The organism is Vibrio sp. 1562 (assembly GCF_033340155.1).
Lineage (GTDB): Bacteria > Pseudomonadota > Gammaproteobacteria > Enterobacterales > Vibrionaceae > Vibrio > Vibrio alginolyticus.
The window spans coordinates 1-572 of sequence record NZ_JAWOVY010000605.1 but is presented as its reverse complement, the minus strand read 5'-3'; the positions used below and the strand labels follow the sequence as shown (position 1 = coordinate 572).

The 572-nt window shown below is 43.9% G+C and carries 1 protein-coding gene and 1 pseudogene; one reads left to right on the top strand and one right to left on the bottom strand.

What is annotated here, in order from left to right:
* The coding region (locus tag R7Z49_RS26660) for a LytTR family transcriptional regulator DNA-binding domain-containing protein (protein WP_318112677.1) at positions 1 to 392 on the top strand (392 nt) is incomplete at its 5' end.
* A gap of 76 nt (positions 393 to 468) precedes the next feature.
* Here R7Z49_RS26660 and ispH read toward each other — a convergent pair.
* Positions 469 to 572 (bottom strand): annotated as a pseudogene (gene ispH / locus R7Z49_RS26655) (4-hydroxy-3-methylbut-2-enyl diphosphate reductase); the annotation flags it as partial.

Sequence of the window (572 nt, the reverse complement as noted above, 5' to 3'; positions counted from 1 at the left end):
AGCGCCTAAACAAGGTGATCAGTCAATCAGCGTTAACTCAACAACTGTCTGCGATTACACCCGATACTTTGGATCAAATTCCTTGTATTGGACACAATCGGATTGTGATCATGGCAACCGAGACGGTGGAATGTGCTTATAGCGATATTAGCGGTGTGCATGTACGTTCCACCAACCAAACAGCAAGCACTCAGCTCACGTTAAAAACACTGGAAGAAAAAACGCCCTTAGCGCGTTGTCATCGCCAATATTTAGTGAGCATTAAGGCCATCAGTGAAATCAAGCTGCTGGAAAATGGTCTAGCCGAAATCATCACTAAAACAGGCTTTGAGATTCCAGTAAGCCGTCGTTACCTCAAAGTACTCAAAGAGATGCTAGGTATCAGCCACTAAGTGCCGAATATGAGCGAAACATACGATCAAAAAAGGCGACCTTGAGGTCGCCTTTTGAATATTCGATAAATGGATATCAGTCCACTTGCTTGATTTGCAGCTCTTTTGGTACTTCGAAGAACATGTTTTCTTCTCGACCTAAGACTTCATCGACTGAGCGAGCACCCACTAGTTCTTTGA